Source organism: Nocardiopsis xinjiangensis YIM 90004 (assembly GCF_000341145.1).
GTDB classification, from domain to species: Bacteria; Actinomycetota; Actinomycetes; order Streptosporangiales; family Streptosporangiaceae; genus Nocardiopsis; species Nocardiopsis xinjiangensis.
In genome coordinates, this window is the sequence record NZ_ANBE01000031.1 from 38,023 (window position 1) to 64,698 (window position 26,676).

The window sequence follows — 26,676 nt, forward strand, 5'->3', positions numbered from 1 at the left end:
CCCTGTGCGCCGCGGGGGCGGCCGCCGAGGCACGGACGCTCACGCCCTGCCTCGGCCGCCCTGCCGGTCAACCAGCCTCGACGAAAGCTTCGCGGAGGTAGTCGTGCACGGCCCGCTCGGGCACTCGGTAGGAGCGCCCCACACGAATCGCGGGGAGATCCCTGGAGTGCACCATTCGGTAAACGGTCATCTTGGACACACGCATGATCGTGGCGACCTCCGCCACGGTCAAGAACCTGACCTCGTCGAGAGGCAGCTTGCTCCCGTTCATCTTCCGACGCCCTCATTCCCGGACGTGAATGTTGTCTACCGTTCGACCCGGCGATGGCGGACGGCGGGCGACCCCGGTACGTGCCCGCCCCAAAGCCATGCCAGCGTGTCGTGCTTTCACTTTTGACACGTCCGTTTTCAGAGTAGAGCGGAGTTCCCGTCGGCGAAAGACCGTTTTCCGTTCGCCCGGCTCCTCCCACCCCTCGCGGGGCCCGAAGATGTTTAACGGTGGGTATAAATGGCCGAACTCGTTCAGAGAAGTCCGGCTCGCGCCAGCACGTACTCCCGCAGAGGTGCGTAGTCCTCGGTCAGATAACCGTCGTCCATAGGCACGGTGACCAGTAGTTTTCCTTCGTGTTCCCCGAGAAACAGAGCCGGGTCGTTGCAGTCGGCGAAACCCACCGTCGGCACTCCGGCCTCACCCGCCGCACCCGCGAAACCGTGATCGGCGATGACCAACTGCGGCCACGCTTCACCGCGCTGTGTGAGGGCCTCGAGGATGGCCCGCATCGCGAACGGATGGTGGCTGTGCCGCGGCAGGTGGCCGTCGGTGACGATGGCGATCTCCTCCTCCCACTCGACGATGCGCCGCGTGGGCGGGCGCTCGGTGGTCACCTCGTAGGAGTAGCCCCCTGCCGCTGTCACCACCGCACACCCGCGTTGGGCGAGCGCGTCCTTCCAGGACCGGTAGGTCTCCCGGAGCTTGGTGGGGTGCCCCGTCGCGAACATGACCGTCTCCTGCCGTTCCGCGGCCAGGGCCATGCGGTCGGCGAGGGCTTCGAGGGCGTCCACGGTCAGGTCGGGGTCGATGGTGTCGATGCCCCACGAGTAGGCGGGGTCGTCCACCACCCCGCAGTGTTTGGTCATCAGGGCGAGAACCTCGTCGAAGCTCCACTCGTGCCCGAAGGTGAGCCCGAACTGGTGGTAGGGGTCGTTGTCGACGAGCCGCTGATAGTGCTTGAGGTTGTTCTGGCGAGGCGTGTCCACATGACCGGCGATCCCGGTCCTCACCAGATAGGTGATGAGTTCAGATCGTGTCGGCGGCGTCACCGGCGTCCCCTTCCGTCGTCTGCGCGGGAGACGCGTGGTTCACCGCACGGCCACCACCGCGTCGACTCCCGTTCGCCCGTACTCAAACGTCTTCCTACCCGCTCCGCGCGGCCGACGCCCGGCCCGGTCCGATTCGTGACCTGTTCCGGCGGCGGACACCATCGCGGTCGTTCCCACCCTCCACACCGTGGAACACGTTCTCGTCACAGGGTCGGGTCGATCCCGTGGCTGGGGAAGACCGCGGCGCGTGTGGCGTGGATGGCCCGGTCGAGGGATTTGCCGGGGTCGTAGCCCTCCTCGAAGGGCGTGAAGGAGACCTCGCGGCCGTCGGTCATGTAGAGCGGGGCGAGCTCACCGGTGCGCTTCCGGACGAAGTCGCGCCAACCCTGCGGGGTCTCGGCGTCGGGATCCACGGGGACGCCGGCGGCCTCACCGAGCAGGTGGGTCCAGGCGCGGGGCACGACCTGCACGAGCCCGTACCCGCCGCCGCCGAAGAGGAGCCAGCGCCCGCCGGCGGTCTTCTGGGCGAGCTGGTGCAGTTCCTGGTAGGCGCGGCGCTGGCCGTCCACGCTCAGCGTCAGGTTGGCGAGCGGATCGAGAGCATGGGTGTCGCAGCCCTGCTGGGACACGAGGATCTCGGGTTGGAACTCGTGGAGCAGGGGCGGGACCACCGCTTGGAAGGCACGGTGCCACCCGTTGTCGCCGGTGCCCGCGGGCAGTGGCACGTTGACGGCGTAACCCTCGGCGCCGGGGGCGCCTGTCTCGCCGGACACCCCGGTGCCGGGGAAGAGGGTCGCAGGCGACTCGTGGAGGCTGATGGTGAGCACACGCGGGTCGTCGTAGAAGGCGTTCTGCACACCGTCGCCGTGGTGGACGTCCACGTCCACGTAGGCGATGCGTTTGGCGCCCTGTTCCAGGAGCCAGGCGATGGCCAGCGCCGGGTCGTTGTAGACGCAGAACCCCCAGGCGTTGCCGCGCATGGCGTGGTGCAGGCCGCCGGCCACGTTGGCGGCGTGAGCACTGCGCCCCGTCCAGACCGACTCGGCCGCGGCCACGGACGCGCCGGAGATGAGTGCGGCGGCGTCGTGCATGTCGGGGAAGACGGGGTTGTCGGCGGTGCCGAGCATGTGTTCGTCGTTGGGTTCCAGGGTACGCCCGGCCTGCTTGACCGCCTTGATGTAGGCGGGTGAATGCACGAGGGAGAGGAGCTCGTCGGAGGCGGGTTCGACGTCCAGCAGCTCCACGCCCGGTGTGTCGAGGATGCCGAGTTCACGGGTGAGCGCCATGGTCAGTTCGACACGGATCGGCGCCATCGGGTGCTGTGGACCGAAATCGTAGCTGGTGAGTCCTTCGTCCCATGCCACCCGAAGCGAGCAGGGCGTGCGCCCTCCCATATGGTGACCCCCGTTTCAGGTGTGCGTGCTCCGAAGCACACAGTACGCAAGCCCGCATGTGGCGCCGACCCCCGGGGGTGGCACCCGTGAGGGCGACGGGCGGCCCCGCCGTGCGGAGCCGCCCGTGCCTCGGGGGTCCGTGCGGCCCGGGCCCTTCGACGAGAGCTCGGCCACACGTGCGGAGTTCAGCCACTGACCATGAAGAAGCAGTCCTCGTAGCTCTCGCCGGCCCCGAACTCCACGGATTCGCCGTGGAGCACACCGCCCTGGCCGGGGAACCCGACGACGACGCGGTACTCACCCGGCTGGATCTCGGCCTCCAGGGTGTCGATGCCGCTGGCGCAGTCCTCCTGCGGCGGCTCGTCGTAGACCTCGCAGTCCTGGCAGGCGTCGGCGGTGACCTCGCCGTACTCACCGTCGGGGCCCACGTACAGGAGCTTCATCTCGTAGGGCGAGTCGTTGCCGAAGGACAGCGTCGCGTCGTCGCCGCCGCCCTCGCCGGTGAGCTGCAGTTCGAGGGGCTCCTCCCCCACCGCGACGAGCTCGTCCATCTCCTGCTCGACGAAGCCGGCACCGACCTGCTGCTCGAGGTCCTCGACGTCCTCGGCCTGGTGGTCGGGGTAGTCCTCGGCCAACACGGTGTGCATGTCGTCGGCGGTGTCGGGGTCGCCGGCATCGAGGCTGTACCACCCGCAGCCCAGTGCGGCGTCGGGGCGCTCGGTCTCGATCGCGTGGGCCACGCTCGGAGCCGCTTCCCAGTCGAGTCCGGCGAAGACGTCGATCTCCTCGAAGGCGGCGCACTCGTCGGCGCCCCCGTAGGAGGAGGTGCCGTCCCGGTACAGGTCCATGAGCGCGTCGGGGGCCTGCTCGGCGGCCGGGGTGCCCTCGTAGTCCTGCGGGATGATCGAGTAGACCTCCTGGGCCTCTTCGTAGTCACCGTCCTCGGCGAGGTTCCCGGCGAAGTCGAGGTGGATCTGTGCGATCTCGCCGCCGCTGTCCTCCCAGACCGAGCGCGGCATCTCGAAGTAGGCCGCGTAGTCCTCCAGCGCCTGCTCGAACTCGCCGGCGTCGACACCCTCCTGCGCGCGTTCGAGTCGGGCGCAGGCCTCGGTTCCCTCGCGGGCACGGTCCATGAGGGAGGGCGAGAAGGAGAGTTGGAACCCGTTCTCGATCCGCTCGTAGGTCTCAACGGCGTCCGGGCACCGTCCCTCGCGATGGAGGCCGTCGGCGCTGCGCAGCTGCCATTCCCCCGTCTGCCACACCCCGAGCAGGGCCGCGGTGACGGCGACGACCAGCCCGGCGGCGGTGAACAGGGGACCGCGGGCCCGCGGGAGGGGTTCGCCCCGGGTCAGGGCCCGCTGGTCGCGGGCGCGGCCGGCGAAGAGCCCGTGCACCACGGCGGCGAGGACCCAGGCGAGGAAGATGGGTACCCAGACGAGCAGGCTGTCGGCGGCGCCCATGATGCCGGCGGTGATGAGCAGGCCGACGGTGATGATGAGAGCGGCGACGAAGAACGGCCACTGCTTGAGGTGGGCGTATCCGGCGCCGACCCCGGAGAGGTTGAGCAGCCCGGCTCTGCGCGCGGAGGGCGAGGAGAACAGGCCGAGTGCCGGGGGCCCCGCACCGCCGGGGCCCCCGGGGCCGCCGGGCATACCTGGGCCGCCGGGGCCGCCGGGCATACCTGGGCTGCCGGGGCCCATGGGGCCGCCGGGTCCGGGGGGCCGGGGGCTCCCACCGGAAGGGTGGCCCGGTGAGTGCCCGCCCGCCGGGGGTCCGACCGGAGGCGGACCGGCCGGCGGGGGGGTTTCGCCCGCNCGCCCGAGGGTCCGTGAGGGTACTGGGGACCCCCTCCCGGCGGCCGAGGCGGCCCGGAAGGGGGATGCTCGTGTGTCATGGGGAGCCCGGGGTGTGGAGGAATGGGTACGGGACCTGACCAGCCCCACCCTCCAGAATAACGACGGGGGCGACAAAATGGACGTCACCACCGGGTTCTGGCCGTTTGCGGCCCCCGCCCGGGCTCAGCTCTGCGACAGCGAGCGGCTGCGGTCCCGCGCTGCCTCGATCGCGTCGGTGAAGGCGGTGCGCACCCCGTGCCGCTCGAGCTCGCGCAGCGCCGCGGCGGTGGTTCCTCCGGGGGAAGTGACGTTCTCCCTCAGCACGACCGGGTGCTCCCCGGTCTCATCGAGCATCGCGGCCGCGCCGGTGATCGTGTGTCCGACCAAGCGCTGGGCGGTGTCTCGCGGCATCCCCATGGCCACACCGGCCTCGACCATGGTCTCGGCGATGAAGTAGAAGTAGGCCGGCCCGCTCCCGGAGATCGCCGTCACGGTGTCCATGTGGCGTTCCTCGAGCCGGACGACCTCACCGACCGTGCCCAGGATCTGCTCGGCACGGTCCAGGTGCTCGGACGCAGTGTGGCTGCCGCCGGCCAGCGCCGTCATGCCCTCGCCCACCAACGCGGGGGTGTTCGGCATGGCACGCACGACCGGCACGGACACCGGCAGGTGGCTCTCCAGTGCCTCGGTGGTCAGCCCGGCCGCGACCGAGATGACGAGGGTGCCGGCGGACAGATGGTGACCGATCTGCTGCAGCAGCGAGGGCATGTCGTGGGGCTTGAGGGCGAGCAGCAGGGTGTCGGCCCGCTTGGCCGCTTCCTCCACCGGGACGACGTCGACCCCGTAGCGGGCACGCAGTTCGTCGGCGTGCCCATCGCGCGGTTCGGTCACCAGGACCTCGTGCTGCGCATGGTCCTTGGCCAGCATTCCGGCGAGAAGGGCCTCGCCCATCTTGCCCGCACCGATGATCGCGATCATGAAGAGTCCTTTCTCTCGGGCACGCTCGGCCGGCACGGCCACCCGGCACGGCCTTCGACGGACGCCCGGCGGCTCAGTAGCGGTCGCGGCGGCGGAAGGCGCCCACCGAACACGCCCCTCCCCACGCTAGAGGGCGCAGCGCGCTCGCGTGCACGATCCGTCCCGGTCCGTGGACACAGGGACGCGACCCTGGTCACCCGCGGCCGTCGGTCTCCTCTTCGTCGACGGTGCCGGACCGGTCGACGGAGAAGTGGCGTGGTGGCTCTCCCCCGCGACGGCGCAGCAGGGTGATGCGCTCGCGCCGGTCTCCGGAGCGCGCGAAGTCCTGCGGTGTCGGCGCGAAGTGCAGACGGGTGAAGGCCAACGCCTCGGCGAGCTCGCGCATGCGCGCCTGTCGGTCGGGGGCCTTGCGTGTGCTGACCTCGAGCACGAGCTGGCCCCCGTACCCGTTGTTGGCCAGGTGTTCGAGCAACGGTGCGACGGGTTGCCGTCCCCGGCCGGGGATCAGGTGCTCGTCGATGTTCTGGCCGCCGAAGCCGTCGGTGACGTGGACGTGGGAGAGTCGGTCGCCCAGGCGCTTTGCCATGTCCATGGCGTCGGAGCCGGACATTGCGGTGTGCGACAGGTCGAGCGTGACGTCGGGGTAGTCGCGGTCGAGGGGGTTCCAGCTCGGTGCGTAGGGAACGACCTCGCGGTCGCGCACACGCACCGGGTACATGTTCTCGACCGAGAAGACCACGTCGGTCTCGTCCTGCATTCGGGCGATACCGCGTTCGAAGTCCCGGGCGTACTCACGCTGCCAGCGAAAGGCGGGGTGCACGACGATGGTGCTCGCGCCGAGGGACTCGGCCATCTCCTTGGAGCGGACGAGTTTGCCCCAGGGATCCTTGCCCCAGACCCTCTGAGTGAGGACGAGACAGGGCGAGTGCACAGCGGTCACGGGGATCTGGTGGTAGTCCGACAGACGCCGCAGCAGGTCGATGTCCTGGCTCGCCGGGTCGGAGGAGACGAGGACCTCCACACCGTCGAACCCCAGCTTCGCGGCGATCTCGAAGGCGGCCGGGGTCTTCTCCGGGTAGACCGACGCCGACGACAGGACGACGGGCGCGTCTGGGACCTGGATAGGGCTCACCCGACCCAGACTATGTGCTTCTGGCGGGTCCGTGCTTCCCGCCCGCGCCGGGGCGGCGTGGCGGGGGCGCTCGCACGGCGCCCCGGCCCGTCCGGCGGTGCGGTACCGGACGGACCGGGGCACGGTGGTGGGGAGCTCACCGGGACAGGGCCTCCGGCCTCAGCCGAGCCGGACGGCCCCGGCGAGGTTGGCGTGGTGGACGTCGCGCTCGCCGACCTGGCCCCCGGAGTTGGGGGCGTCGATCATGCGGCCGTCGCCGAGATAGATCGCGACGTGGTACGCGGGTCCGCCATCGCTCCAGTAGAGGATGTCGCCCCTCTGCGCGTTGTCGTAGGAGATCTTGCTGCCCTGGGCGACCTGGTCGTAGGTGATACGGGGAAGATCGATGCCGGCCTCCCCGAAGGCCCACTGCACCAGACCGGAGCAGTCGAACGAGTCGGGGCCGGTACCGCCCCAGGCGTACGGGGTCCCGGCCTGGGACTCGGCAGCGTTGATGGCCTCTTCGACGGTGGCGTCGGCCAGGGACTGGTGGACCCGTTCTGCGGACGGTGTCGGCGGGGAGGAGGGGGTCTGTGCGGCGTGGGCGGCTGCGGGGGCCGCTCCGGCCGCGAGAGCGGCTGCGGCCAGTGCCGCAGCCGTGAGTGCGCGTGCCCCGCGCGTGGGGTTCCGGTCGGGTCGGGCCTGTCGCTCCGCGATGCGGGTTCGACAGACCTTGATTTGCTCGTGATGCCGAGGTTCATACATGGATGCCTCCAGCTGTGTCACGGCTGCCCGCGCCCTTGTGACGCAGGTCTCTCAACCGATCACCCCCCATTCGTTACACACAGAAACAGTTGAGTCACTCTAGGTAGCAAAAGCGCGATCCAACGCGAGCAAAAACCTGATTGCACCAGGCCCGCAAATCCCACATCAGGCCATAAAAAGGACCGCGCCCCGGGCGGAGCGCGGTCGGACCTGATCGGGCGAGGACCGGGTCAGGGAACGGGCACCTGCAGAGCCTCACTGACGAACGCGGTCGTGGCCTCCATCCCTGCCCGGTTGGGGTGGACCGGAGCGGCGGCGTTCTCGGGGATCACACCTTCCACCCAACGCACGTCGGAGGGCTGGCAGGAGTCGTGCCCGCGCTCGAGGACGTCCACGAAGGTCGCCCCGTGCGCAGCGGCCTCTTCGGAGAGCATCGCGTTGAGGTCGAGCTGCGCCTGGTCCAGGTACGGCACGTCTCCACCGGAGATCGGCACGGTGGGCCAGCAGCCCCCGCTCTCAGGCAGGATCTGCAGGTAACCCACGAACATCACGGTGGCGTCCGGGCTGCGTTCGGCGACGTCGTCGAACACCCCGGAGATGTCACCGCGCAGGTTCTCGATGCGCTGGTCGAGCTCGTCGCCGTAGTAGTCGGCACACGGGTTGCCGCCGGGGCTGATGACACTGCGCTTGGCACACTCGATCAGCACGTCGGCGAATCCGAAGTCGTTGCCGCCGATACCGATGGTGACCAGGTCGGTCTCCGGGGTCAGAGCATCCAGCTGGGGTGGCTGGTCGTCGAACTGGGCCTCGTAGAGGTCCTCCACGACCGCGCCGGAGCAGCTCACGTCGACGAGCTCGCCGACACCGAGCTGCTCCGCGAGCATCTTGGGATAGTTGGCGCCGGACTGCATGCAGCCCAGGAGCGGGGCCTGCTGCTGGACCACCAGGGGCCCGGCCGTGAAGGAATCGCCGATCGCCACGTACTCCTCGAACGCCGCGGCCTCGGGGATCTCCTCGGCGGCCTCGGCGGTCTCAGCCGCGACGGGGGAGCCGGCCAGGGACAATCCCAGCAGTGCGACCGCGGGCAGGGCCAGGCGGGTGGCCCGGCGACGCAGGCGCCCGGGGGCCGGGGTGTGGGCCGACGTGTCGTCAGGACGGAACACGCGGGTCTCCTCTCCTGTGAGCGGGGGTGGATGGAGCGGGGAAGCGCGGTCCTCACGCAGCCCCGATGGACCCTTGTGAATTCTTAACATGATTTACATACGAGGTCGCCTAACCCGTAGGTAACTTTCATGTACCCCCGCTCCCGCCTCCCTTCCTGTGGACGGAGCCCGCGTGTCGGCGCGTGCGGATAGCGTGACGGCCATGGCCAAAGCTGCGAAGTCGACGTTCCGATGCACCGAGTGCGGGTGGTCCACCCTCAAATGGGTCGGCCGCTGCGGTGAGTGCCAGGCCTGGGGCACCGTCGAGGAGGCCGGGGCCCCCGCTCCCGCCTCCATCGCGCCCGCCCCGGTGAGCAACCGTGCCCGTCCCATCACCGAGATCAGTGTGGAGACCGCAGAGGCCGTACCCACCGGCGTGGACGAACTCGACCGCGTCCTGGGCGGCGGCGCCGTCCCCGGCGGGGTCGTGCTGCTGGCCGGCGAACCCGGTGTGGGCAAGTCGACGCTCCTGCTCGAGGTCGCCTCCATGCGCGCACAGCAGGGCCCTGTCCTCTACATCACCGGCGAGGAATCGGCCGGGCAGGTGCGCCTGCGCGCCGAGCGCCTGGACGCCCTGTCGGACCAGCTCTACCTGGCCGCCGAGACCTCCATCGCCTCCCTCCTCAGCCACATCGACGCGGTCGCACCGCGCCTGCTCGTGGTCGACTCGGTGCAGACGATGGTCTCGCCCGAGGTCAGCGGCGTTCCGGGCGGAGTGACCCAGGTCCGCCAGGTCACCGGCGCCCTCATCCAGATCGCCAAGGAGCGCGGCATCGCCACCGTGCTCGTCGGCCACGTGACCAAGGACGGCTCCATCGCAGGTCCGCGCCTGCTGGAACACCTGGTGGACGTGGTGCTGCAGTTCGAGGGCGAACGCCACTCCCAGCTGCGGCTGCTGCGTGCGGTCAAGAACCGCTACGGCCCCACCGACGAGATCGGCTGCTTCGAGCTCACCGAGGACGGCATCGAGGGGCTGCCCGATCCCAGCGGCCTGTTCCTCACCGAACGTACCGACCCGGTCTCCGGCACCTGCGTGACCGTGACTCTGGAGGGACAGCGCCCCCTCATCACCGAGATCCAGGCCCTGATCGCTCCCACCCCGCTCCCGGCCCCGCGCCGCGCCACCTCGGGGCTGGACACCGGGCGGGTGAACATGATCCTCGCGGTCCTGGAAAAACGCTCCGGGATGAAGCTGGCCAACATGGACGTGTACGCCTCGACCGTGGGCGGCGTGCGGCTGGGCGAACCGGCCGTGGACCTGGCCCTGGCCATCGCCGCGGGCAGCTCCTTCAACGACAAGCCCCTGCCCCCCGGGTTCATGGCCGTCGGCGAGGTGGGGCTGGCCGGGGACGTGCGGGCGGTGACCGGGGTGCGCCGCCGGGTCGCCGAGGCACAGCGCCTGGGCTTCACCCTGGCGGTGGTACCCAAGGGCTTCGGCGACTCGATCCCCGGGATCGAGGTCCACGAGGTCGAGGAACTCAGCGAGGCCCTCGACCACGTGGCCAAATACCCGAGGCCACGCCTGGTCGGGAGGTGACCGGCCGGGCCGCCGCCCTTCAGAAGCCGAAGACCGCACCCTTGGCGAGGCCGAGCCGGCAGGGGTTGCCGAAGGTCTCGGAGTACTCCTCCACGCCCATGGCCTCGACCGTGACGGGGTTGTACTCCATCGTGCAGAAACCCTCCTCGGCAGGGATCTGCTCGATCGTCCCGGCCTCGGCGATCAGGTCACAGGCCTCCTGTGCGTTGGGGTGGGTACCGCCCACAGGGTCGCAGTCGAGGCTGGCCCGGCGCTGCTCGCCGGAGTTGCCGAACTCCAGCGTGAGCACGTAGTCGGCGTCCGTACGGGCCGCCGAGGCCGGAGCGGCAAGACCGGCCGCGCAAGCGGCCGCTGCGGTACAGGCGATGACGGATCCGAGGATGCTGCGCTGCACGATGACTCCAGAGATGTGTGGGAATCATTGACGCCCTCCCCCGGGGTGAAACCCCGGGGATTCCTACCTCCTCGCGGCTGTAGGCGCGGAGCGCCTCGCGGCGTCCGCCGGTTCCTGTTTCACCGGCCGGAGCCCCACCCGAAAAGATGTGGTCTTACCCTGCCTCCGCAGGCGTTTAAGGTCTCCGTCCGCCCGGCGGCGACCTGCCGGTGGGCTTGGTTCTCACCCATCGACATGACAGAAAGTACAAGACCAAGAACACACAGTGCAAACCAGGGCCGACTCATCTCCGGCGTGAACACCGGAGTGCTCACGGACCAGCCCGGTAAACAGCAAAGCACCAGGAGTGGCGGAGAACGGGTCAACCGGTACCCGGCCCGGAGGCCGGGCCGGGTCAGCCGACGCGGAAACGCAGCTCGTCGGCGCCGCCGCTGTAGGTCCCGCCGAGCTCGGCGTGGTACCAACCACTGCCTGCGACCGAGGTCGTGTCCCGGCAGTCGGAGAAGGAACGCTCACGCTCCCAGTCGATGACGTAGCGGTGCGTGCGGCCCTGGTCGAGTCGGCGTTCGTCGCTCGTGTCACCCTCACGGCAGTGCGCCGTGGAGTAGACCGAGTCCTCTCCGGAAGTGACCACCATCTCCAGCGCCTCGGGGCCGACGTCGACGGTGCAGGTCTGCTCAGCGGTGTTGACGGCCTCGACGACGAAGGAGGGGTCCACCCCGGCGGGATACTGCTGTTCCTCGCCCTTCTTCTCCTCGAAGTCGAAGCTGACCACGACGTCCTGGGGCCGGCAGGGATCCTCCGCGCTCTCGGGCGCGGCGATGTCGGAATCGCCACCGGCTCCGCCGTCGCCCCCGGCGTTCTCGTCGTCGCCGCCCTCGGCACCCTCAGCGCCCTCGGAAGGTTCCTCGGAGGGGGAAGGCTCCTCGGTGGGCTCGGCCTCCTCTTCGCCGTTCCCGTCCTCGGAATCTTCCTCCGGTGGGACACTGGGAGAGGCCTCGGTGTCGCCGCCTGCCCCGGCCTGGTTCTGCTGCCCTTCCTCGCCCGCCGAGGGCGAGCAGGCATAGGCGAGGACAGCGATCACCGCCAGGAAGGCTGCCAACACCAGGGCGCGCCGCTTCCAGTAGGTCTCGCGACTGACAGCTCCTGGGTGTCCGGTACTTGACGCCATGGGCCGTAGTATTGCGTTTTTGCGCGCCACTCACCTACCCAACCCGCCGAATTCCTATAAAAGATGAGCGACAACCCTTACAGCACAGCGGTTCTGGCGTGGTACGAGACCAACGCCCGCGACCTGCCCTGGCGCTCCCCCGACGCATCCCCGTGGTCGATCCTCGTCAGCGAGGTCATGCTCCAGCAGACCCCGGTGGTACGTGTCCTGCCGGCCTGGCAGGCCTGGATGGAACGATGGCCCACCCCCGCTGACCTGGCAGAAGAGCCCTCGGGTGAGGCCGTGCGCATGTGGAACCGGCTCGGCTACCCGCGCCGCGCGCTGCGCCTGCACGCGTGTGCCGTGGCCATCACCGAGGAACACGGCGGCCGAGTACCCAGCGACCACGCGGCCCTGCTCGCGCTCCCGGGGGTGGGGTCCTACACCGCGGCGGCCGTTGCGAGCTTCGCTTTCGGACAGCGCCACGCGGTTCTGGACACCAACGTGCGCCGAGTCCTGGCCCGTGCCGAAACCGGGATCGAGTACCCGCCGAAAACCCAGACCAAGGGGGAGGCCGCGCTGGCCGAGTCGCTCGTGCCCGGGCCGCCGTCGGTCGCAGCGCGCTGGGCCGTGGGCGTCATGGAGCTGGGCGCACTGGTGTGCACCGCGCGGTCGCCCAAGTGCGCGGACTGCCCCATCGCCGGCCAATGCGCATGGCGGCTGGCCGGCAAACCGGCCCACGACGGGCCGCCCCGGCGCGCACAGACCTACGCCGGTACCGACCGCCAGGTACGCGGCCGCCTGCTGGCGGTGTTGCGCGACGCCGAGCATCCGGTGCCCAAGGACTCACTCGACGCGGTCTGGGACGACGGGATCCAGCGCGAGCGCGCTCTGGACGGCCTGGTCGCCGACGGGCTCGTCGATCCGTTGGACGACGGGCGCTTCGCGCTGCCCGGCTGATCCCCTCAGCCACACAAAGGGCCCAGCCCCTCACGTGGCTGAGCCCGCCTGGGTCGGCCCCTCCGGTCAGCCGTGTTCCTCCACCAAGGCGTCGAGCTGTGCCCCGTCGTCCCCGAACTCGGCCTCGGTCCCGGAGTAGGCACCGCTGCACGGACCGCCGTGTTCGGGTGTGGTGACCCCGCGGTCGAACTCGCGCAGGAACTCCTCCAGCGCCGGGTCCCCGGGATCCTCCAAGGCCACCTGCGCGCCCCAGGCCGAGGCGACCACGGGCGCGGGCAGGTTCTCCATCGGGCTGACCAGGACGAAGTCGCCCGGGTTGTAGTACGCGGCGAGTGTCTCGACCTCGTCGGCTTCCAGCACGGCTTCGTCGTAGGTGATCCAGACCGCGCCGTGCTCCTGGGAGTGCACGCCCAGTTCGGTGCGGATCGGTTCCTCGTAGACGCCGCAGTCCTGCCAGATGATGTAGTGGTCGCCGCCCACGGGCGGGTGGAGGCCGTACCCGACGTCCGTGCCGACCTCCACGTGTGAGGCGGACGGGGCACCGAAACGCTGCACGGCCCCGATCTCGTCGGGATCCACGGGTTCGGCCGAACGGCTCATGTCGGCGATGTCCGCGCCGCTCCCCACGTTCTCGTTCTGGGAGCCGAACAGGACGTTGCATCCCACCGCTCCCCCACCGACCACCAGGCCGGTGACGAGCAGGCCGACGGCGAAACCCCAACCGCTGCCGGAGGCGGGCCGGGGCGGGGTCGGGCGTACACTGTGCTTTCTTCGCTCCGATACGGGGCCGGAGTCTCGGGGGGAAGGATCATCAGTCACCTGGGAACCTCAGAGTCTGTTCGGCAGACACCGTTTTCCTGCTGCGCGCTGCTCGTCACGGAAGGCATCTACCGAACAGACCCTAGCCCTCCCCGGAGCGCGCCACCAGAGCCGCCATGCTCCTGAACACACGCCGCGGGGGCGTCCCATGAGGAACGCCCCCGCAGCAGGACCGGTCACGACCGGTACGTATGGTTACTCGCCGGTGCCGGCGGCCGACTCCTCGACCTCCGGGGCGTCCGGCACGTTGGACGGCTTCGGAACACCCTTGAAGGTGAAGGTCGCGTCGGAGCCCTCGCCCTCGGCATCGATCACGACGATCTGACCGGCCTTGATGTCGCCGAAGAGGATCTTCTCGGAGAGCTGGTCCTCGACGTCCCGCTGGATCGTGCGACGCAGCGGCCGCGCGCCCAGGACCGAGTCGAATCCGCGCTCGGAGAGCACCTGCTTGGCCTTCGGCTTCAGCTCGATCCCCATGTCCCTCTCCTTGAGGCGGGCGTCGAGGCCGGAGATCATCAGGTCGACGATCTCGAAGATCTCCTGCTGGGTCAGCTGGTGGAAGACGATGACGTCGTCCACACGGTTGAGGAACTCCGGCCGGAAGCTGTTCTTGAGCTCCTCGTTGACCTTGGACTTCATCCGCTCGTAGTTGGTACCGGCGTCGTCCTCCTTGGCGAAGCCCATGGCCACGCCCTTGGAGATGTCCCGCGTACCCAGGTTGGTGGTCATGATGATGACCGTGTTCTTGAAGTCGACGTCGCGACCCTGGGCGTCGGTGAGACGACCCTCCTCCAGCACCTGGAGCAGAGAGTTGAAGATGTCGTTGTGAGCCTTCTCGATCTCGTCGAAGAGGATCACGGAGAACGGCTTGCGGCGCACCTTCTCGGTGAGCTGGCCGCCCTCCTCGTAGCCGACGTAGCCGGGCGGGGAACCGAACAGCCGCGAGACCGTGTGCTTCTCCATGAACTCGGACATATCGAGCTGGATCAGCGATTCCTCGTCCCCGAACAGGAACTCGGCCAGGGTCTTGGACAGCTCGGTCTTACCGACACCGGACGGGCCGGCGAAGATGAACGAACCACCCGGGCGCTTGGGGTCCTTCAGACCGGCGCGGGTACGGCGGATCGCCTGGGAGAGCGCCTTGATGGCGTCCTCCTGACCGATGACCCGCTTGTGCAGCTCGTCCTCCATACGCAGCAGCCGGGAGCTCTCCTCCTCGGTGAGCCTGAAGACCGGGATACCGGTGGAGGCGGCCAGGACCTCGGCGATGAGCTCCTCGTCGACCTCGGCCACGACGTCCATGTCGCCGGCCTTCCACTCCTTCTCCCGCTGCGCCTTCTTGTTCAGCAGCTGCTTCTCGTCGTCACGCAGCGACGCGGCCTTCTCGAAGTCCTGCGCGTCGATCGCCGATTCCTTCTCGAGGCGCACGTCGGCGATCTTGTCGTCGAACTCGCGCAGGTCCGGCGGAGCGGTCATCCGGCGGATGCGCATCCGCGAACCGGCCTCGTCGATGAGGTCGATGGCCTTGTCCGGCAGGTAGCGGTCACTGATGTAGCGGTCCGCCATCTGCGCCGCGGCCACCAGGGCCTGGTCGGTGATGGAGACCCGGTGGTGGGCCTCGTACCGGTCGCGCAGACCCTTGAGGATCTCGACGGCGTGCTTGGTGGAGGGCTCATCCACCTGGATCGGCTGGAAGCGCCGCTCCAGAGCCGCGTCCTTCTCCAGGTACTTGCGGTACTCGTCGAGCGTGGTCGCACCGATGGTCTGCAGCTCACCCCGGGCCAGCATGGGCTTCAGGATGGAAGCGGCGTCTATGGCACCTTCCGCCGCCCCTGCGCCGACCAGCGTGTGCAGCTCGTCGATGAACAGGATGATGTCGCCGCGTGTGCGGATCTCCTTGAGGACCTTCTTCAGCCGCTCCTCGAAGTCACCGCGGTAGCGGCTGCCGGCCACGAGAGCACCCAGGTCCAGCGTGTACAGCTGCTTGTCCTTGAGCGTCTCGGGGATCTCACCCTTGGTGATCTTCAGTGCGAGGCCCTCGACCACGGCGGTCTTACCGACACCGGGCTCACCGATGAGCACCGGGTTGTTCTTGGTCCGCCGCGACAGGACCTGCATGACCCGCTCGATCTCCTGGTCCCGACCAATGACCGGGTCGAGCTTGCTCTCCCGGGCGGCCTGGGTCAGGTTCCGACCGAACTGGTCGAGAACGAGGGAGGTGGAAGGGGTGGACTCGGAGGAGGCACCCGAAGTCTGGGCCTCCTTGCCCTGGTACCCGTGCAGGAGCTGGATGACCTGCTGGCGCACGCGGTTGAGGTCCGCGCCGAGCTTGACCAGCACCTGGGCGGCCACGCCTTCGCCCTCACGGATCAGGCCGAGCAGGATGTGCTCGGTCCCGATGTAGTTGTGGCCCAGTTGGAGAGCCTCGCGAAGCGACAGCTCCAGGACCTTCTTGGCGCGCGGTGTGAAGGGGATGTGACCCGACGGCGCCTGCTGGCCCTGGCCGATGATCTCCTCGACCTGCTGCCGAACCGCTTCGAGGCTGATGCCGAGGCTCTCCAGGGCCTTGGCGGCGACGCCCTCACCCTCATGGATGAGGCCGAGCAGGATGTGCTCCGTACCGATGTAGTTGTGGTTGAGCATCCTGGCCTCTTCCTGGGCCAGAACCACCACTCGCCGCGCGCGGTCGGTAAACCTCTCGAACATGTCTCGTCGCTCCTCTACAGAGCGGTCAGGCAGGGACGGTGTTTGCCGACCCAACTTTTCCGCATATCGGCCCCACAGGGATAACCGCCCCGGGGAGCTCTGCCGCACCCGTCCGTGGCCGGACGGCAGGCCCGCCGACCAAGACGGACGTCTCCGCAAGGCCGGCCGCAGCCGCCCGTGCCAGAGACTTTCCCCGACGATAGGGCGTTCACCCAACATCCAACTACCAATTGCCTCGTTAGATTTCGGTGTACGCCGAAGGCGAACGGCCCGGGGACTCCCGACCTTCATGGAGTCCCCGGGCCGTACGTGTGCACGCCGAATTAATCTGCTGAGAGCGAACAGGCCGAGCTGCTCGAAGGCGATAGGAGCCTGACCGGAATCTTGTGTCACCAGCATCCGCGAGCCCGGGAAGGCGCCCGGTGCCCGCGGGAGGCCCAGCGGTTCGGCCGCTCGCGATAGTCCGTGCGGCTGCGCCTTCCGCGCACCGCGCTCCACCGAAGAATTTTCGGTTCGGACCGCGTCGCCCCCCGGCCCGCGAGTTATCCCCTGCATCCCCGTGTCACAGGGCCGTTCGTTCACGACCCCGGGATGTGTACGCCCCATGCCTCCCCGCGCTCACCGGAGCCATTCCATCAAGAAGTGACAACATTTCGGCGAGCCGGGGGTACCGGCAAAGCTAGCCCTTGACCGCCTCATATTCGGCGACGATGGCAGCCGGGATACGGCCACGCTCATTGACGGGCTTCCCCGCAGCCTTGGCCCAAGCGCGAATCTCAGCGCTGCGCTCACGGCTGGGAGTATTGCGGCTGCTCTTCTTCGCACCGCGACCGGGCTTGGTCGGTGCCTTACGGGCTGCCTCGACGAAGGGACCGAGAGCTTCGCGGAGCTTGGCGGCATTACCCGCACTGAGGTCGATTTCGTACATCGAGCCGTCGAGCCCGAACGTCACCGTCTCCTCGGCCTCGCCGCCGTCGAGGTCGTCGACCAGGAAAACCTGGACCTTCTGTGCCATGGAATCAAACCTTTCAGAAGCGCGGTGTCTCCACACCTGAATATAAAGCTATCTCGGGAGAACGCAGAAGACAATTCCCGGCGTGCCAGAAATCATCATGACTTGACCCTGGGGTTTCGGAGGGGACCTCACGACCGCGCGACGGGTCCCACGTACAGCTCACCTGGACACGGGGCCCGGACAGAGTCGACCGGTTACCGTATCAACGTCCGTCGGAATCCGCGCGTGCCCCGTCATCGGCAATAGATGCCTCGTTCGCCGTGGCGGCCTCTTCCGGCCCGATCGCGTCTTGATCACTCTCATCACCGGAGTCGGTCTCCTTGCCGACCAGGCTTCCATCCGTCCGTCGCGGAGCCATCTCGTTCCGCAGGATCTTGATGATGAAGAAGCAGAAGGTGCCACCGACCACCACCGGCGGGAGCAACGCCGACAATACATCGATGAGACCAGGGGGAAGCAGTGATGACAAAAAGTCACCCATCGAAGCGGCCCACCCTTCCCGGTTGTCACTTATCGCAGCAAATACCCGACCGAGGGTCGGGACACTCCTGGGGGGATGGCGCCGATGATCCGGGCAAACCATGACCCGAGGCACTTGGCCCGGCCGGTCCCCGGTTTGTCATCGGACGTACCGGACTCCGCCCCCGGCGAACCCGATCACCGTCAATGTCCGGTCGTGTGCCCACTCGACGGCGGGCAGGGCCTGTCTCCATGATCGGCCTTCCCGAAATACACGGGTTCGACCACAGGCGGTGAACTCGAGTGCCGGCACCACCGGCGAGCGCAGGACCACATTACCCGCCCCCTTCCACCCCGATACCACCCGGTGGTGATTAGCGGCCCTCAGCCCGGCGCGGGGCCTGGTCGAGGTGCACGAGCATCCTGGTGTTCCCGAGTGTGTTGGGTTTGACCCGCTCGAGGTCGAGGAATTCGGCCACACCCTCGTCATAGGAACGGAGCAGTTCCTCGTAGACACGACCCTGCACAGGAGTCCCCTGGATCGGCGAGAACCCGTGCGCGGCGAAGAATCCGGTCTCGAATGTCAGGCAGAACACACGGCTCACACCGAGTTCGCGCGCGGTGTCCAAGAGGACGGAGACGATGCGGTGTCCCACACCGAAACCGCGCAAGGCGGGGTCCACGGCGACGGTGCGGACCTCGGCGAGGTCCTCCCAGAGCACGTGGAGGGCGCCGCAACCCACGACACTGCGTTCCGGCTCGGGGGCCGCGCCCCGCTCACCGGGACCGGCGGGCCCCTGCCCGGGTGCCCCCTCCGGAGCGTCCGCGGAGAGATCGTCGGGGAAATCCTCGGCCTCGGCGATCCAGAATTCCTGGATGTCCTCGTAGAGGTTGACGGTGCTCTTGGACAACACACGGCGGTCGACGGTGTAGGTGTCGACGAGCCGGCGGACGTGGACCACATCGCTCGTGCGCGCGCGGCGCACCTGAACATGACGAACGGGCATAGCCGGACCAGACTATGCCCCCGCGGCGCCCCTTCCCGACGGTGTACCCCCGCCCTCGGGCGGCAGACGCAGTCTCTCGGCGGACGGTACGCAGCGGATGCGCGACGGTTCCGGATATGCCCGTGATCGGCCCCGGCCCTGCGGCCGGAGCCACGTCAGATCAACTGACGCCGTGCGGCCCACACGACCGCTTCGATGGGCGTGTTGACTCCGAGCACGTCGCAGATGTTGCGGATGCGACGGCGCAACGTACGGGCGCTCAGCTCCAGGTGCCGGGCGGCGACCTCGGTGGTCACCCCGGTGGCGATCTCGGCCAGCAGCTCCAGCTCCTCCCGGTTCAGTTCGACCGGGGTGTAGGTGCTGCTCAGCGCGCTCTCGCTCGCCCGGGCCTGGAGAGGCACCACGTTCTCTCGGTGCTCCCGGGGCGCGGGAGCCTCCTGGTCCTCAGCGGCATGTCGTACGAGTGTGGCCTGTTCCACTCCGTCCTCCCTCATCCATGTGAGTGCGGAACAACAACTCGTCACCTGTGTGGATGCCGACGGGCTCGGCCCGGTTCTGTCCACCGGGGGCCGTATTCGCCGACTCGCACCTGGGGCCACCGTTCCTCTGGCACAGGGCAGGCGGCTGGGTGCGGGCACGACGGAGCCCGCACACCCCCGTGGTCATGAGCTGGGACGGTCAGCTCACAAGTGGGGGCGTTCGGCGTGCACGAGTCCGGGAAGGCCATCGGCCCGGCCCGGGGCTCGCCCACCGTCGATCTTTTTCCACTTAGGCAATCGAGCGGACCGAAGTCCGCCAATCAGCACGCTAGGCCGAGGAGTTCCGACCGTCAAGGCCCGATAAAACACCATGTACATCCAGGCAAATCCCGACCGTTGCCCCGAGGGTGGAGAAAACGATCGGCATCGATGATGACCTGCGTAAACAAGCTTCATCCATCGACAGGGTGCCTGTACACCCGGTGACCGGGAAAAATATCGGCCTGGCCCCGGGGACACCCCGCTGTAACCAGCGGGAGAGACGGCCCGACCGAACGGTGAGAGGTCACCGCACGGCTCTCGACACGTCCCCGGGGCGGCCGTCCGTACGCCGCTGTCAGTCCCCGTCCGGCTTGACGATCGGGAACAGCACGGTCTCGCGGATGTTCTTACCGGTGAAGGCCATGAGCAGCCGGTCGATGCCCACACCCACACCGCCGGAAGGCGGCATGCCGTACTCCAGCGCCCGCAGGAAGTCCTCGTCGAGCTGCATCGCCTCGGGGTCCCCCTCGGCGGCCATCAGCGACTGCTCGGTGAGGCGGCGACGCTGCTCGACCGGGTCGACCAGTTCGGAATAGCCGGTGCCCATCTCCATGCCGAAGCCGATGAGGTCCCACTTCTCGGTGAGCAGCGGGTCCTCTCGGTGCCGACGGGTGAGCGGGCTGGTCTCGACCGGGTAGTCGCGCACGAACGTGGGCTGCATGATCGTGTGCTCGACCAGCTCCTCGAAGACGTGCTCGACGAGCTTGCCCTGGCCCCAGGCGTGGTCGAACTCCACACCCTCGGCCTCGGCCAGCCGCTGGACCTCCTCGACGGACGTACGCGGGTCGACCCCGGCGCCCAGCGCCTCGGATACAGCCCCGTACAGGGTGACCTGCGGCCATTGCCCACTCAGGTCGTAGACGACCCCGTCGCGCTCGATCTCGGTCGAGCCGAACGCAGCGCGGGCCGCCTCCTGGATGATGTCCCGGGTCACGTCCGCCATCACGTTGTAATCGGCGTAGGCCTGGTAGAACTCCAGCATCGTGAACTCGGGGTTGTGCGTGGAGTCCGCGCCCTCGTTCCGGAAGTTCCGGTTGACCTCGAAGACCTTCTCCAGACCGCCCACGACCAGGCGCTTGAGGGACAGCTCAGGCGCGATGCGCAGGTAGAGGTCCATGTCGTAGGCGTTGATGTGCGTGGTGAAGGGGCGCGCCGTGGCACCGCCGTGCACCCGCATGAGCATGGGGGTCTCGACCTCGATGAAGTCGCGGGTGTTGAGTCCCTCCCGGATCGCGCGGATGGCGGCCGAGCGGCGGCGCACCATCTCCTGCGACTCGGGGTTGACGATCAGGTCGACATAACGCCGGCGCACCCTGGCCTCGGGGTCGGTCAGACCCTTGTGCTTCTCCGGGAGCGGACGCAGGCACTTGGCCGTCAGCGTCCAGGAGTCGACCATGATCGACAGCTCGCCGCGGCGGGAGGTGATGACCTCCCCTTCCACGCCGACGTGGTCGCCGAGGTCGACGTCGGCCTTCCAGGCGTCCAGGCGCTCCTTGCCGACCTTGTCCAGGGACAGCATGATCTGGATGTCGCCGCTCTCGTCGCGCAGGGTGGCGAAGCAGAGCTTGCCACCGGTGCGGTAGAGCATGACACGTCCGGCGATCGCGACACGGACGCCGGTGCCCGTGTCGGCCTCGAGGCCCTGGTGTTTGTCACGCACGGTGCCGATCGACGTGTCGCGAGGAAAAGTCACAGGGAAGGGGTCGGTGCCCTCCTCCCGTAGACGGTCCAGCTTCTGTCGCCGGACACGCATCTGTTCGGGCAGGTCGTCGTAGGTGTCATCGTGCGCGTCATTCACGCGCACGATCCTACCGGCGCTCGGTGCCCCGGCCGACCGGGGTCCGCTTCGCCGGAGCCGGCTCAGGAGGAGTTGCGTTCGAAGACCAGGCGCAACCCGATGAGCGTGAGCCAGGGCTCGTGGACGTCCACGGTCTCGCACTCCCCCACGACCGTTCCGGCGAGGCCTCCGGTGGCCACCACCGTGACGCCGTCGGGGTTGTCGGAGAGCTCGGAGACCATACGGTCGACGATCCCGTCCACCTGTCCGGCGAACCCGTAGACGATGCCCGAGCGCAGCGCCTCGGTGGTGTTCTTGGCGATCGCCGCACGCGGGCGCACGATCTCGACCATGTGGAGCTGTGCGCCGCGTTGGGAAAGGGCGTCCACGGAGATGTCGATGCCCGGGGCGATGGCACCGCCCACGTACTCACCCTTGGCGCTCACCGCGTCGAAGGTGGTGGCCGTGCCGAAGTCGGCGACCACGCTCGGACCGCCGTAGAGGTGGCCGGCCGCCAGGGCGTTGACGATCCGGTCGCTGCCGACCTCCTTGGGGTTGTCCATCCTGATCGGTACCCCGGTGCGCACGCCCGGTTCGACGATGACCGCGGGCACGTCCCCGTAGGCGCGCCGGAACATCTCCCGCATCTCGTGCTGGACCGAGGGCACCGAGCAACACAGGGCGATGCCGTCGATACCGTTCGGCCCGGTCAGGGTGCTTGCGGCCAAGAGCCCGTTGAGCACCACCGCCCACTCGTCGGCGGTGCGGCGGGTGTCGGTGCCCACTCTCCAGTGTTCGACGAGCTCTTCGGCGTCGAAGAGGCCGAGGACCGTCTCGGAGTTGCCGACGTCGATCGCGAGCAGCATTCTGTGGACCCTCATCCGTGGTCGAAGTGGCATGTTTTCCAGGAATCTTCCAACAGGATCCCTCAGGCCAGATCCAGGGCGATGTCCAGTGCGGGGCTGGAGTGCGTCAGGCCCCCGACGGCGAGGAGGTCCACACCGGTGGCGGCGACCTCGGCGGCGGTGTCCAGGGACAGGCCCCCGGACGATTCCAGGAGGGCGCGGCCGCCGGCCAGTTCGACGGCCTTGCGCAGGTCGGCGGGGACGAAGTTGTCCAGGAGGATCTCCTCCGCACCGGCTCGGAGGGCCTCCTCGACCTGGTCGAGGTGGTCGACCTCGACCTCCAGGGGCAGGTCGGGGAAACGCTCCCGGATCGCTCGCACGGCCGCTCCGACACCGCCGGCCGCCACGACGTGGTTGTCCTTGACGAGGCCGGCGTCGCTGAGGCCGTAGCGGTGGTTGGTGCCCCCACCGCAACGCACGGCGTACTTTTCCAGGGCGCGCAGGCCGGGACGGGTCTTGCGGCTGTCACGCACGCGGGCCCCGGTCCCGGCCACTGCGTCGACCCAGCTGCGGGTGGCGGTGGCGATCCCGGACATGTGGGTGAGCAGGTTGAGGGCGGTGCGCTCGGCGGTGAGCAGGTCACGGGTGCGGGCGGTGACGGCCATGAGGACGTCGCCGCGGCGGACCCGGTCACCGTCGGAGACTCGGCGTTCCACCTCGACGGCGCCGTCGGCCACGAGCCAGAAAACCAGCTCGGCGAGGGCGAGCCCGCTGACGGTGCCGTCGGCACGGGCGGCCACGTGGCCGGTGCGGACCTGGTCGGCAGGGGTGGTGGCCACGGTCGTCACGTCGATGCCGGGACCGGCGGTGAGGTCCTCGGCGAGAGCGCGGCGGACCAGGTCCAGATGGGACCGGTGGGGTGCGGTCCAGGGCAGAGTGAACTCGTCGCGGGCCTCGGAGGCGCGGTCGGCGGCGGCCAGGGGGAAGGCGATCGTGTCGAGCTCGGCGCGGAGGGCGGGCGGCAGGGAGGGGGAACGGTCCTCGAGTGCGGTCACGGTGGTCTCGCCTTCCAGTCGGACGATGACGGCGGTCGAACGCAGGCCGGGCCGGGGGGCGGGATGGTCGGCGCGCTGGTGGGATCCCCGGCTCTCGGTGCGGTGCAGGGCCGCCGAAGCCACCAGGCGGGCCACGGTGAGCAGGTTGGCGGCCTCCCAGGCGGCCGTGTCGGGCACGACGGGGGTCTTCCGGAAAGCGAGGGTGTCGAGTTCGCGGACCAGCTCGGTGAGGCCTTCCCCCGTGCGCAGGACACCCGCGTGGCGGGACATCAGGGCGCGGATACGCGGGGCCAGGGCGGGATCGGGGAGCGGGAACCGTTCGGGGGCGGGGACGAGGCCGGTATCGGGGGTGGCCCCCTCACCCCGGGCGGTACCGGTGACCGGGTCGGCGCCGGAGGCCGCCGTGCCACCGGGGCGCTCCCCGGCCAGACGTGCGGCGATCCGGTCGGCCTGCACGAGCCCTTCCAACAGGGAATTGGAGGCCAGGCGGTTGGCGCCGTGCACGCCGGTGCGGGAGACCTCTCCAACGGCCCACAACCCCGGAACCGAGGTCCGACCGTCCACGTCGACCTCCACCCCGCCGGAGCCGTAGTGGGCGGCAGGGGCGACCGGCAGCGGGCGTTCCAGCGGATCGATGCCGTGCTCACGGCAGGAGGCGAGGATCGTGGGGAAACGCCGCTCCCAGGTCTGCCGGCCGAAGTGGCGGGTCTCCAGGTACACGTGGTCGGTGCCCCGCTCGGCCATGACACGGGCGATGGTGCGGGCCACGACGTCGCGCGGCGCCAGGTCGCCGAGCTCGTGCACCCCCTCCATGATGCTGTGGCCCCCGGCGTCGACGAGGCGGGCGCCCTCGCCGCGCAGGGCCTCCGAGACCAGGGGCCGACGTCCGCTCGCGTCGGGCTCCGACCACAGGACGGTGGGGTGGAACTGGATGAACTCCAGATCGCACAGGCGCGCGCCCGCCCGGGCGGCCAGGGCGAGGCCGTCGCCGGTGGAGACGGGCGGGTTCGTGGTCGAGGCGAAGACCTGCCCCATACCTCCGCTGGCCAGGACCACCGCGGGGGCGCGGACCGCGCCCACACCGCCCCGTTCGCCCTCGTCCATGACGTGGAGGGTCACGCCCCCGACGGCCCCTGTCGCGGGGTCGCGCAGCACGTCGAGGGCCACGGCGTGCTCGACGGTCTCGATACGCTCCTCGGCCCGGACCGCCTCGACGAGGGCCCGCTGGATCTCGGCCCCGGTCGCGTCACCGCCGGCGTGGGCGATGCGGTCGGCCCGGTGACCGCCCTCCCGGGTCAGGGAGAGCTCCCCGGTCTCGGAGCGGTCGAACTCGGCGCCCAGGCCGATGAGCCTGCGCAGGGCTCCGGGGCCCTCGGTGGCGAGCACGTGCACGGCGAGGGGATCACACAGCCCTGCGCCGGCGAGGTGGGTGTCGACCATGTGGGCGACGGGGCTGTCCCCGGGGGCCATGGCTGCGGCGATCCCGCCCTGGGCGTAGACGGTGGAGCCGTGGGACAGCCGGTCCTTGGTCACGAGCACGACCCGGCCGTGACCGGATCGCCGGGTGTACCCCAGAGCGGCGCTCAGACCGGCGATGCCCGACCCGACGACGACGGTGTCGGCACCGACGGACCACCCGGGGGCAGGGGCGTCGAGACGGGTGGTCAGGGGCGGTGTCGGTGCGCTCATCAGTCTCTCTCGGGAAGGGGGAAGGTGCCCTCAGAGGGGCACCGCCGTGTTGTCGATGAGTCTGGTCACGCCCACACGGGCGGCCACAGCCAGTACCGCGTCGCCGCTGTGGTCGGCGGAGGCCTCCTCGAAGGTCGCGGGATCGACCAGGGCGAGGTAGTCGAGGCGGACCGGCGGGGTGGCTGCGGCCGCCTTCTCCAACACCTTGCGGGAGGCCGCTCGGACGGCCTCCGCACCGCCGGGTGCGGCCTCGCGTCCGGCGGCGAGGGCACGGGAGAGCGCCAGGGCGCTGGCGCGCTCCTCCTCGGACAGGTAGGCGTTGCGGCTGGAGGAGGCCAGGCCGTCGGGGTCGCGGCTGAGGGGCGCGCCGACGACCTCCACCGGCAGGTCCAGATCGGCGACCATACGGCGCACGAGGGCGATCTGCTGAGCGTCCTTCTCACCGAACACCGCGAAGGCGGGGCGCACGAGGTGGAAGAGCTTGGCGACGACGGTGAGCACGCCGGTGAAGTGCCCGGGACGGAAGGCGCCCTCGAGGCGCTCACCCATGGTCCCGGCGTCCACGGTGACCATCTGGGGCGCGGGGTACATGGTCGCGGTCTCGGGGGCGAAGACCACGTCCACTCCCTCCTCCGCGCACACACGGGTGTCGGCCCCGAGATCGCGGGGGTAATGCTCGAAGTCCTCGTCCGGCCCGAACTGGAGCGGGTTGACGAAGACACTCACGACCACCGTGTCGGCACGTTCGCGGGCCAGGCGCATGAGGCTGCGGTGGCCGCTGTGCAGGGATCCCATGGTGGGGACGAGGCCGACACCCTCGGCGCCGGTGAGGGCGGCGCGCAGTTCCCCGGGGGTCCGGGCGACGAGGGGGCCGGGCTGGGTGGGTGCGGTCATCGGTGGTCTCTCGGTCGTGGCCCGGGTCCGGGCTCGGCGGTGCGGGACGTGGCGCCGGGCGGGCCGGTCTCAGCGACGCAGGACGTCGAGCAGGCGTGCGGCGTCCTCGGGTTTGAGGAGCCCGGCGGTGATGGCGCGGTCGGCGGTGAGCCGGGCGAGCTCGACATAGCTGGCCACACTCTCGGGGGCGTTCTCCCTGAGCTGTTCGATATGGCCGGCCACGGTGCCGGAGTCGCCACGCAGGACCGGACCGCTGAGGCCGTGGATGCCCAGGCGCAGGGCGTTGTCGAGGGCGGCGCTGAGCATCGGCGCGAGCATGCGCCCTGGTTCGGGGACACCGGCGGCCTGCAGGAGGCCTGCGCTGTCGGCGACCAGGGTGACCAAGTGGTTGGCCCCGCCGGCCAGGGCCGCGTGGTACAGGGTGCGTTTGTCCTCGGCGATCCACACCGGTTCGGCCCCCATCTCGACGACGAGGGCCTCGGCGATGGGACGGAGCTGCTCCGGTGCGGTGACCCCGAAGGCGCAGTCGGCGAGGCGGTCGATGTCCTCGTCGCGGCCGGGGAAGGTCATCGCGGGGTGCNACGAGGATGGTGCCGCGCAGATCGGTACCGGTCTCGGCGAGCCCTTCGGCCACGTCGGCGAGGGCGTCGTCGGGCACGGTGAGAAGGACGAGGTCGCTGGCTTCGACGACCTGGGCGGGTTCCATGATGCGTGCGCCCGGCAGGCGCTCCTCGACGTAACGGCGGGAGCGTTCGGAGACCGCCGCGGCCGCGACGACCTTGTGTCCCGCCCGGCCGAGTGCCTGAGCCAGGACGGACCCGACGCGGCCGGGCCCGATCACCCCGACCCGTAGCCGCGCGGGACGCCCCTGCGTCGACTCCATCGTGCGTGCCCCCTCGGTGGTCCGGTGCGTCCGGCCCGCTCGTTCGGCCATGACGCCTGAGCACACGATAGCCCGCCCGGC

Annotated in this window: 22 protein-coding genes and 1 pseudogene; 2 read left to right on the forward strand and 21 right to left on the reverse strand. The window is 69.5% G+C overall.

What is annotated here, in order from left to right:
* Positions 1 to 67: 67 nt before the first annotated feature.
* The 8 genes from D473_RS0114910 to D473_RS0114945 form a co-directional block, all read right to left on the reverse strand.
* Positions 68 to 271 (reverse strand): helix-turn-helix domain-containing protein, encoded by a 204-nt coding sequence (locus D473_RS0114910; RefSeq protein WP_017575831.1) that lies wholly within the window; start codon positions 269 to 271, stop codon positions 68 to 70.
* Positions 272 to 522: 251 nt separating this feature from the next.
* Entirely contained in the window at positions 523 to 1,320 is a 798-nt protein-coding gene (locus tag D473_RS0114915) for a phosphatase (protein ID WP_017609864.1), read from the reverse strand.
* A gap of 203 nt (positions 1,321 to 1,523) precedes the next feature.
* Complete coding sequence (locus D473_RS0114920; RefSeq protein ID WP_017609865.1) at positions 1,524 to 2,684, reverse strand: acetoin utilization protein AcuC; 1,161 nt, start codon at positions 2,682 to 2,684, stop codon at positions 1,524 to 1,526.
* 215 nt (positions 2,685 to 2,899) lie between these two features.
* The gene (locus D473_RS0114925) at positions 2,900 to 4,366 is read right to left on the reverse strand and encodes a hypothetical protein (protein WP_017609866.1); all 1,467 of its coding nucleotides are present in this window, start codon (positions 4,364 to 4,366) and stop codon (positions 2,900 to 2,902) included.
* A gap of 366 nt (positions 4,367 to 4,732) precedes the next feature.
* Positions 4,733 to 5,527, reverse strand: a complete 795-nt coding sequence (gene proC / locus D473_RS0114930) for a pyrroline-5-carboxylate reductase (RefSeq protein WP_026126972.1) — start codon at positions 5,525 to 5,527, stop codon at positions 4,733 to 4,735.
* A gap of 193 nt (positions 5,528 to 5,720) precedes the next feature.
* Complete coding sequence (locus D473_RS0114935) at positions 5,721 to 6,659, reverse strand: sugar phosphate isomerase/epimerase family protein (RefSeq protein ID WP_017609868.1); 939 nt, start codon at positions 6,657 to 6,659, stop codon at positions 5,721 to 5,723.
* A gap of 159 nt (positions 6,660 to 6,818) precedes the next feature.
* Positions 6,819 to 7,403 carry a C40 family peptidase gene (locus D473_RS0114940; protein ID WP_026126973.1) on the reverse strand — a complete coding sequence of 195 codons (585 nt, stop codon included), beginning with the start codon at positions 7,401 to 7,403 and terminating at the stop codon, positions 6,819 to 6,821.
* Positions 7,404 to 7,633: 230 nt separating this feature from the next.
* Complete coding sequence (locus D473_RS0114945) at positions 7,634 to 8,566, reverse strand: SGNH/GDSL hydrolase family protein (protein WP_017609870.1); 933 nt, start codon at positions 8,564 to 8,566, stop codon at positions 7,634 to 7,636.
* Positions 8,567 to 8,768: 202 nt separating this feature from the next.
* On the opposite strand from D473_RS0114945, the gene radA reads away from it, so the two are divergent.
* Positions 8,769 to 10,142: a DNA repair protein RadA gene (gene radA / locus D473_RS0114950; RefSeq protein WP_017609871.1), complete on the forward strand. Its 1,374-nt coding sequence runs from the start codon at positions 8,769 to 8,771 to the stop codon at positions 10,140 to 10,142.
* Positions 10,143 to 10,161: 19 nt separating this feature from the next.
* Here the strand turns inward: radA and D473_RS0114955 are convergent, their stop codons facing one another.
* Both D473_RS0114955 and D473_RS0114960 read right to left on the reverse strand, forming a co-directional pair.
* Positions 10,162 to 10,536, reverse strand: a complete 375-nt coding sequence (locus D473_RS0114955) for an SSI family serine proteinase inhibitor (RefSeq protein WP_017609872.1) — start codon at positions 10,534 to 10,536, stop codon at positions 10,162 to 10,164.
* Positions 10,537 to 10,930: 394 nt separating this feature from the next.
* Positions 10,931 to 11,641 carry a hypothetical protein gene (locus tag D473_RS0114960; protein ID WP_017609873.1) on the reverse strand — a complete coding sequence of 237 codons (711 nt, stop codon included), beginning with the start codon at positions 11,639 to 11,641 and terminating at the stop codon, positions 10,931 to 10,933.
* Positions 11,642 to 11,770: 129 nt separating this feature from the next.
* On the opposite strand from D473_RS0114960, the gene D473_RS0114965 reads away from it, so the two are divergent.
* Entirely contained in the window at positions 11,771 to 12,646 is an 876-nt protein-coding gene (locus tag D473_RS0114965; protein WP_017609874.1) for an HhH-GPD family protein, read from the forward strand.
* Between the two features lie 66 nt (positions 12,647 to 12,712).
* On the opposite strand, the gene D473_RS24915 is transcribed toward D473_RS0114965, so the two are convergent.
* The 11 genes and pseudogenes from D473_RS24915 to D473_RS25755 form a co-directional block, all read right to left on the reverse strand.
* Positions 12,713 to 13,465 (reverse strand): DUF3105 domain-containing protein, encoded by a 753-nt coding sequence (locus D473_RS24915; protein WP_026126975.1) that lies wholly within the window; start codon positions 13,463 to 13,465, stop codon positions 12,713 to 12,715.
* A 195-nt stretch (positions 13,466 to 13,660) separates the two neighbouring features.
* On the reverse strand, positions 13,661 to 16,171 hold the full coding sequence (locus D473_RS0114975; RefSeq protein ID WP_026126976.1) for an ATP-dependent Clp protease ATP-binding subunit: 2,511 nt from the start codon (positions 16,169 to 16,171) through the stop codon (positions 13,661 to 13,663).
* A 679-nt stretch (positions 16,172 to 16,850) separates the two neighbouring features.
* Positions 16,851 to 17,186, reverse strand: a complete 336-nt coding sequence (locus tag D473_RS0114980; RefSeq protein WP_017609877.1) for a histone-like nucleoid-structuring protein Lsr2 — start codon at positions 17,184 to 17,186, stop codon at positions 16,851 to 16,853.
* A 202-nt stretch (positions 17,187 to 17,388) separates the two neighbouring features.
* Complete coding sequence (locus tag D473_RS0114985) at positions 17,389 to 17,667, reverse strand: hypothetical protein (protein ID WP_026126977.1); 279 nt, start codon at positions 17,665 to 17,667, stop codon at positions 17,389 to 17,391.
* A gap of 352 nt (positions 17,668 to 18,019) precedes the next feature.
* Entirely contained in the window at positions 18,020 to 18,652 is a 633-nt protein-coding gene (locus D473_RS0114990; RefSeq protein ID WP_033353431.1) for an amino-acid N-acetyltransferase, read from the reverse strand.
* 155 nt (positions 18,653 to 18,807) lie between these two features.
* Entirely contained in the window at positions 18,808 to 19,131 is a 324-nt protein-coding gene (locus D473_RS0114995; protein WP_017609880.1) for a LuxR C-terminal-related transcriptional regulator, read from the reverse strand.
* A gap of 616 nt (positions 19,132 to 19,747) precedes the next feature.
* A complete protein-coding gene (gene lysX / locus D473_RS0115000; protein WP_026126978.1) occupies positions 19,748 to 21,250 on the reverse strand; it encodes a bifunctional lysylphosphatidylglycerol synthetase/lysine--tRNA ligase LysX in 1,503 nt (500 codons plus the stop codon).
* Positions 21,251 to 21,312: 62 nt separating this feature from the next.
* The gene (locus tag D473_RS0115005; protein WP_017609882.1) at positions 21,313 to 22,095 is read right to left on the reverse strand and encodes a type III pantothenate kinase; all 783 of its coding nucleotides are present in this window, start codon (positions 22,093 to 22,095) and stop codon (positions 21,313 to 21,315) included.
* A gap of 62 nt (positions 22,096 to 22,157) precedes the next feature.
* Positions 22,158 to 24,818 carry an L-aspartate oxidase gene (locus tag D473_RS0115010; protein ID WP_017609883.1) on the reverse strand — a complete coding sequence of 887 codons (2,661 nt, stop codon included), beginning with the start codon at positions 24,816 to 24,818 and terminating at the stop codon, positions 22,158 to 22,160.
* Between the two features lie 30 nt (positions 24,819 to 24,848).
* The gene (gene panC, locus D473_RS0115015) at positions 24,849 to 25,712 is read right to left on the reverse strand and encodes a pantoate--beta-alanine ligase (protein ID WP_017609884.1); all 864 of its coding nucleotides are present in this window, start codon (positions 25,710 to 25,712) and stop codon (positions 24,849 to 24,851) included.
* 69 nt (positions 25,713 to 25,781) lie between these two features.
* Positions 25,782 to 26,595, reverse strand: a pseudogene (locus D473_RS25755) (Rossmann-like and DUF2520 domain-containing protein).
* Positions 26,596 to 26,676: the final 81 nt, after the last annotated feature.

Coding starts and splice junctions, on each gene's coding strand:
- D473_RS0114975 (WP_026126976.1), bottom strand. CDS start 16,171: ATGTTCGAGAGGTTTACCGACCGCGCGCGGCGAGTGGTGGTTCTGGCC.
- D473_RS0114940 (WP_026126973.1), bottom strand. CDS start 7,403: ATGTATGAACCTCGGCATCACGAGCAAATCAAGGTCTGTCGAACCCGC.
- D473_RS0114990 (WP_033353431.1), bottom strand. CDS start 18,652: ATGCCCGTTCGTCATGTTCAGGTGCGCCGCGCGCGCACGAGCGATGTG.
- D473_RS0114965 (WP_017609874.1), top strand. CDS start 11,771: ATGAGCGACAACCCTTACAGCACAGCGGTTCTGGCGTGGTACGAGACC.
- panC (WP_017609884.1), bottom strand. CDS start 25,712: ATGACCGCACCCACCCAGCCCGGCCCCCTCGTCGCCCGGACCCCCGGG.
- D473_RS0115005 (WP_017609882.1), bottom strand. CDS start 22,095: ATGCTGCTCGCGATCGACGTCGGCAACTCCGAGACGGTCCTCGGCCTC.
- D473_RS0114985 (WP_026126977.1), bottom strand. CDS start 17,667: ATGGGTGACTTTTTGTCATCACTGCTTCCCCCTGGTCTCATCGATGTA.
- D473_RS0114925 (WP_017609866.1), bottom strand. CDS start 4,366: ATGCCCGGCGGCCCCGGGGGCCCCGGCGGTGCGGGGCCCCCGGCACTC.
- D473_RS0114910 (WP_017575831.1), bottom strand. CDS start 271: ATGAACGGGAGCAAGCTGCCTCTCGACGAGGTCAGGTTCTTGACCGTG.
- D473_RS0114980 (WP_017609877.1), bottom strand. CDS start 17,186: ATGGCACAGAAGGTCCAGGTTTTCCTGGTCGACGACCTCGACGGCGGC.
- D473_RS0115010 (WP_017609883.1), bottom strand. CDS start 24,818: ATGAGCGCACCGACACCGCCCCTGACCACCCGTCTCGACGCCCCTGCC.
- proC (WP_026126972.1), bottom strand. CDS start 5,527: ATGATCGCGATCATCGGTGCGGGCAAGATGGGCGAGGCCCTTCTCGCC.
- radA (WP_017609871.1), top strand. CDS start 8,769: ATGGCCAAAGCTGCGAAGTCGACGTTCCGATGCACCGAGTGCGGGTGG.